Source organism: Pseudoalteromonas sp. MelDa3 (assembly GCF_002863625.1).
Classification (GTDB): Bacteria; Pseudomonadota; Gammaproteobacteria; order Enterobacterales; family Alteromonadaceae; genus Pseudoalteromonas; species Pseudoalteromonas arctica.
The window spans coordinates 1-6,304 of the sequence record NZ_PJBR01000131.1; the positions used below are offsets into that span (position 1 = coordinate 1).

General features: G+C 38.8%; 7 protein-coding genes. All 7 read right to left on the minus strand.

Going from position 1 to position 6,304, the window contains the following annotated elements:
* Window positions 1–402: ExbD/TolR family protein (locus CXF89_RS17785; protein WP_145990835.1), on the minus strand; the 402-nt coding region annotated here is incomplete at its 3' end.
* Between the two features lie 54 nt (window positions 403–456).
* Entirely contained in the window at window positions 457–984 is a 528-nt protein-coding gene (locus CXF89_RS17790) for a MotA/TolQ/ExbB proton channel family protein (RefSeq protein ID WP_121955346.1), read from the minus strand.
* Between the two features lie 3 nt (window positions 985–987).
* Entirely contained in the window at window positions 988–2,367 is a 1,380-nt protein-coding gene (locus CXF89_RS17795) for a MotA/TolQ/ExbB proton channel family protein (RefSeq protein ID WP_121955347.1), read from the minus strand.
* Between the two features lie 10 nt (window positions 2,368–2,377).
* Complete coding sequence (locus CXF89_RS17800; protein WP_076924682.1) at window positions 2,378–3,130, minus strand: DUF3450 domain-containing protein; 753 nt, start codon at window positions 3,128–3,130, stop codon at window positions 2,378–2,380.
* Window positions 3,131–3,370: 240 nt separating this feature from the next.
* Window positions 3,371–3,985, minus strand: a complete 615-nt coding sequence (locus CXF89_RS17805) for a DsbA family protein (protein WP_121955348.1) — start codon at window positions 3,983–3,985, stop codon at window positions 3,371–3,373.
* Between the two features lie 13 nt (window positions 3,986–3,998).
* The gene (locus tag CXF89_RS17810; protein ID WP_121955349.1) at window positions 3,999–5,081 is read right to left on the minus strand and encodes a GGDEF domain-containing protein; all 1,083 of its coding nucleotides are present in this window, start codon (window positions 5,079–5,081) and stop codon (window positions 3,999–4,001) included.
* 5 nt (window positions 5,082–5,086) lie between these two features.
* Window positions 5,087–6,304, minus strand: a 1,218-nt coding sequence (locus CXF89_RS17815) for a methyl-accepting chemotaxis protein (protein ID WP_145990836.1), incomplete at its 5' end; no start/stop codon positions are given.

Here is a 6,304-nt window from a genome sequence, read left to right on the forward strand (position 1 = left end):
TTGAGCCGCAATCGACACATCAAACACACCTGCTGCGCGTGCTGCATCCATTACTTTTATTAAAGTATCGGTTGTTGATTTTTTGTCAGCTTGAATAACAACACTACCTTGCGGGTTTTCAGCTTTTAAACGCTCAATATTGGCTTGCACTGCACGTATATCAATTTGACGTTTGTTAATCCAAATTTCACCCGTGTCAGAAATCGCCACTAATATGTTTGCACGTTCTTTTTTAACAGCTGTTGCTGCTTCAGGGCGGTTTACGTCAATACCCGATTCTTTTACAAACGACGCTGTAACAATAAAGAAAATAAGCATGATAAATACAACATCTAACATAGGTGTCATGTTTATTTCTTCAGCTTCGTCTTCTTGCATTAAATTACCTAAAGGGGCTCTCATTTTTTATTCTCCTAGGATGAACGGCTTTAAATGGGCCGCTTATCAAAATTTTGCTTAATGGTCTAAAACCATGCTGTCTTGTAGTAGCTCTACTTCTCGCTTGGCTTTGCGTTGTAAATACGTTGATGCAAATACACCCGATAACGCACCTACCATACCCGCCATTGTTGGAATAGTTGCTTTAGATACACCCGATGCCATTGAGCGCGCACTGCCTGTGCCTGTAATTGCCATCACATCAAATACTTCAATCATTCCTGTTACTGTGCCTAATAAACCAAGCAACGGACATAACGCCACCATCACATTAATAAGCGGTAAGTTAGCGTTAAGACGCATACTTGCTCTCGAAATCATTGCTTGGCGTATTTGCTCAGCATTCCAGCTATTACGCTCACAGCGAGAACTCCATGTGCTTTTAGCGTCTTTTTTATAACCACGAAAACCATTAAAAAAATAAATAAATCGCTCGAGTATCAATAACCACATCGCGAAGATTAACACCCCAATGACCAAGAGAACTTGGCCACCAGTGTCGAGAAAATCACGGATAGCATTGATTGAGTCAATCAATAGCACCATGGCTTATTCTCCTTTCTCACTTCGCTCTGCAATAATACCGGCGCTTTGCTCTTGTAATATAAGCAGTAAACCTTTTGAGCGAGTATTAAGTAGGGTGTAAATAAATACAGTTGGTATTGCAACAACTAAGCCTAATACGGTTGTTACTAATGCTTGAGAAATACCACCAGCCATTAATTTAGGGTCGCCAGTACCAAATAGTGTAATTGCTTGGAAGGTATTGATCATACCGGTTACCGTACCAAGTAAACCTAATAGCGGTGCAACTACCGATATAATTTTGATAAGTGTTAAGTTACGCGTAATTTTTGGCATTTCGCGTAAAATAGCTTCGCTTAATTTAAGCTCTAATGTGTCGTAGGCAACATTTGGGTAGTCGTCTTTAACTTTCATAACACGACCTAGTGGATTGTCATCTCTCGCTACGCTGTCTTTTAGCTGGCGGCGAATTTTCCCACCAACAAGTAATAGCGATACAAAACGCTCAATTGCAATTAATAATGCAAGTAAACCTACACCTAAGATTACGTAGCCAACAGCACCACCTTGATGTACTTGCTCTGCTGTATCTGGGGCTTGAACGAGTAAACCTAAAATTGAACCACCTGTTGGGTCAAGTGCAAACTGCACAACACCTGTCTTAGCGTCTTGTAAATCGCCCGCTGTCGATGTGTAACGCGATACTGGTTGGCGAGTTAGTTCGCTTAGTGTATTCGTACCTGGGTTGTATTCTAAATATTTACCGCCCGATATAAGGTTAAAAGCACCTACGCGAACAACTTCTTGCTGTGCTTTATTACCACCTTCGACTATAACCGTAGTATTAAAGCGACTTACTTTGCCTTGCTCGGTCATTTCGCGTTGCAGCTCGTACCACACTTTTTCAATATCGTCGATTGAAGCAAGCTTTGATGTTGATCCCATTTTTTGAGCGAGATCGTCCATAAAAGCACTTCGCCCCGGAATTTCTGCCGATACAACCGATGTTGCAAATTTATTGCTTGAATCACCAGCAACTTGCTGAAGAACGCCATATAGTTCTTTAAGTGATCCCATACGCTTTGATAAAGTGTCGGTTAAATTAGCAAGCTTAACTTCGTTTTCTTCAAACTGTGTTTCTAATCGCTCTGATTCACCAAGCATTTGACTGCGTTTTGCTTGTGTATCTTTTAGCATTTGCACTTGTTCGTTTTGACGCGAGGTAAATTCTTGCTCTCGTTGCTTGTTTTGTGCGCTTTGAACCGATTTCCCGTCTTCAATTGATTTAAGTAACGAGTCAAGATTCATTGACTCTGCCGCGATACTATTACCTGTAAAACCTAGGCTTAGTGTAAGGCTTGCAGCAAAAAGAGCCTTTTTTGTCATTTGAGTAAACAATTTCATTTTTAACCTCTTATTCTGCTGCGTGTACTGGCAGAGTTAACATATCTGGGGCAAGTTGCTTACGCGCTATGCGAAGACCTTTGTTAATTTGGCTTATAGTAGAGTCAGGAAGCGCTACAAATGTTTTTGTGTCTGTATCCCAACTACCTGCTTGCTTGCCATCGCGCGTTAAATAAATAAGCTCTAAACGACCAATGCGTAAAAAGTCTACTTCTCGCTCTTTACCACTTACTTCTAATAGAGCGGTATATGCTTCAATGGTACGCCCGTAATCAACTTCCACTTGATAAGCTTCTAAAACACGGCGAAATTTCTCGCTTGAGGTGATATCAGCGCGATCCATCATGGTTTTTAATGAGGCTAAACGTTTTGCACGCTCATCTTGTAAAAATGGCACGTCGAGTGATACAAACTGCTCAAGGCCTGTGATCATACGCATCATTAAAGGTGTAATTTGACGTTCAATAATAGAAACCTGATCCATTGACAGGTTTAAAGATTCCATCTCTTCTATTTGATTATTTAACTGTTTAGTTAGCTGAGCGTTGTAAACAGCTAAACCATCAATTTCTTTATTGAGGGTTTTAAACTGCTGTAAACGCCCTTGCATTGAATCTGCAATCTTGTCTATTTTTGTTTGTGATTGCGCAGCTGATTTATTAATTTCACTGCTTTTATCAATAACCTTATCTAAATCGTTTGCGTGTACTGCTGCACTTGCGGCCACAATACCAGCTAAGATTAATGGTTTAACGCCTTTCATCGCATACACCTTTACTCGTTAGTTAGCGGATTTGCTAGTTTGTTTTTTAAAGTCATAAATTTTGTTATATAAATAATTTATGACTTAATAATTTCAATGAGCAGGAGTTTATAGATGAAACATGACAAGGATGTTGCGCAAAAAAGTCGCTTTTATGACAATGGTAACAATTAAGACTTACGAGGAGGTTTTTAAGATGATAAGAGCATTTGTTAACCAAATGCCCATAAACAAGCTGGGTTATTTTAAAATTGAATTAATTTGATTAAGGGAATAGTGCCAATCGGTATAATTAATTTCTATTGGGTATGCTTTATTGTCTTTTATAAGCACGAGTGAGGGAAACCCTTGAATAGGTAACGTACGAACAAAAGACAACTCTTCTTTAAGTTCATCATTAAGCTCACTTGATGCTAGCTGCGCAGTAAACTCATTTTTATCTAAGCCTATTTGTTCAGCCAAACTAATTAATGTACTTTCATCAGACGGGTTTTGCGCGTTTAAGTAATAAGCATGTTGAATTGCAGCAATCATTTGAGCTTCTTTATCAGTTTTACGCGCTATAAGTGCGGCTCTACATGCGGGATACGTTGAACGTCTTGGCTGGCAATCGCGCCAAAAGTTATAATTAAATTGCGTACCTAACTGCGCTGAAATTTTATGCCAAGTACCCTCAAGCATCTCTTTCATATTTTGTGGCATTGGGTCTTGGCTATCAGGTGCTAATCCACCTACTTTATATTCAATTGCTACTTTACCAGCAAGCTCTGATTTTAGCTTAAGCCAGGTTGGTGAGTAACCCCAACACCAACTACACATAGGGTCATGAATATATATTAATTTACTTTGAGACATATTAATCCTTCAACTAGTTCGAGACGACTCTATTACGACCAGCAGCCTTTGCACTATAAAGAGCTTCATCTGCTTGTTTTAATGAATCATCATAATCAGTTACTTTATTTACTTGGGAAATACCAATGCTACAGGTGATTGAAATACGCTGCTTATCATCGGTAAATATAACGTGCCCTGCGACAGCCTCTCGAAATTTGTTTGCAATTACAGTGGCTGTAGGAACAGTAACCTGCGGTAAAATAACAACAAACTCCTCACCGCCATAACGCGCTTTTAACGCAGTTGCCAAAAACTGAGATTCAAGGAGCTTGGTAAATTCAATCAATACCGTATCACCAAAGTCGTGACCATGCGTATCGTTTAAAGATTTGAAGTTATCTAAATCAATTAACAAAATTGAAAAAGGTAAGTACTGATCTGGGCGTGTTTGGGCAAGCTTTAAAAAATGAGAGGTAATAAAACGTCTGTTTGCCATGCCAGTAAGGGGATCTGTGTACGCATGTTGTTTTTGCTCTAGCGTAATATCGGCAATAGCCATGTGGCTTTTATGTCTAAAAAACTCACCAATAAATGAGAATAAAAACACCATAGAAAATGACGCTATAAATCGTGTTTTTTCTACATCGCCATAGCTAACTTGACCAAAGTCAGGGCCGTATAAAATAACAATACAACAAAACAGTAAAGTAAAACCTAACCAAGCACCTAATCTGACCCCTAAAGATGCAAACGTTACTACTGGATAAAACATTAGCCAATATAGCGCGGTGTTGTCTTTACCACCGGTATAAACAAGTGCAACAAACATCATGCACACAATGCTCATACTTATTAATGCCACTACTTGAAGATTACCTGTTTTTATAAAGTAGATAGAACAGCTTATATTTGTAATGTTAACGATAATTAATGAAGCGGTGAGTATCGGTGAGTAAACCTTATAATTCAAAAACACGAGTACAGCAATCACCACAATTGATATCCCAATCATGGTAAATAAAGAAAACGCTTTGCGTTGCATGTCTGAGCTATAAACACTGTCGATATTTATTAGACTGAGCCAATTTGGTTTATTCACATTTTTTTTAGTCATTAATTTTATACTTTAAACTTTTGAACCATATTTTCTAAGGCACTAAACTGCTGTTTTAGTTTGGTACATTCGTTAAGCGTGTCATTTAAGTTGGCCTTGCCTTGTATAGAAAGCGCACTAATTGTTTGAATGTCAGTATCTAATAACTTAACAACTTGGTTTTGCTCATCTGTTGCACTGGCCACAGAATGATTTGCATCGTTAATTTGCTTAATAGCTTGAATAACATGACTCATTAAATTGCCGACGGCATCTGCTTGTTGTACGCTTTTTTCACTGTCTTGAAGGCTTGTTTTCATAAGCTCTACAGCAAGGTTTGAGCCTTTTTGTAACTGGCTCACTGTGTCTTCAATTTCTTGCGTTGATTGTTGAGTGCGGTGTGCTAATTGGCGTACTTCATCTGCTACAACGGCAAAACCGCGTCCTGCCTCTCCTGCTCTAGCGGCTTCTATTGCTGCATTGAGTGCCAATAGATTAGTTTGCTCGCTTACACCTTTAATAACTTCAAGCACTTGCCCAATACTGGCTGTGTGTGTATTTAAACTGTTTATAGTTTGCTGAGCTTTCTCCATATTAGCTGAAAGCTGGTGGATGGTTGCAACACTGTGGCTTAATGCTTCTTGGTTTTGTGTTGAGTGCTCATCTGCATTTTTAGCAAGCTGCGAAGCACTCTCTGCATTACTTGAAATATCCATTGATGTAGCTGAAAACTGATTAATAGCCGCTGCAACGCTATCGGTTCGTTTACTTTGATCATCATACATAGACAGTGATGAATGTGTTTGTGATACCAAGCTCTCAATAGCTGTATCTAATTGCTCAGTGGACTCTTTTACTTGCTCTATTGAATGCTGAATTTTTTCGATGAAAATATTAAATGAATGACTTAAGTCGCCAAACTCATCATCGTTTTCAACGGTTAAACGCCTTGTTAAATCGCCTTCGCCTTGTGCTATATCTTTAATGGCATCATTTAAACGGTTCATAGGCTGCATTAAATAGCGTAATAAAAGCTGCATCATAATAATGATAGCAATGATCCCTATCACCATAAAAACAGCCGCAGTTTGGCCAAAGTTAGAAACGCTGACATACGCTTTATCTTTATCTATAACAACACCTAGGTACCAATCTACATTTTCAATGCCACTAATTTTTGTAAACGAGATAAGTTTAGACTCTCCGTTTATTTCGTATTGGGTAAACTCACTTTGCAAGGGCGT

Excerpts from the sequence above, each read along its gene's own strand:
- CXF89_RS17790 (WP_121955346.1), bottom strand. The coding sequence starts at position 984 with ATGGTGCTATTGATTGACTCAATCAATGCTATCCGTGATTTTCTCGAC.
- CXF89_RS17795 (WP_121955347.1), bottom strand. The coding sequence starts at position 2,367 with ATGAAATTGTTTACTCAAATGACAAAAAAGGCTCTTTTTGCTGCAAGC.
- CXF89_RS17800 (WP_076924682.1), bottom strand. The coding sequence starts at position 3,130 with ATGAAAGGCGTTAAACCATTAATCTTAGCTGGTATTGTGGCCGCAAGT.
- CXF89_RS17805 (WP_121955348.1), bottom strand. The coding sequence starts at position 3,985 with ATGTCTCAAAGTAAATTAATATATATTCATGACCCTATGTGTAGTTGG.
- CXF89_RS17810 (WP_121955349.1), bottom strand. The coding sequence starts at position 5,081 with ATGACTAAAAAAAATGTGAATAAACCAAATTGGCTCAGTCTAATAAAT.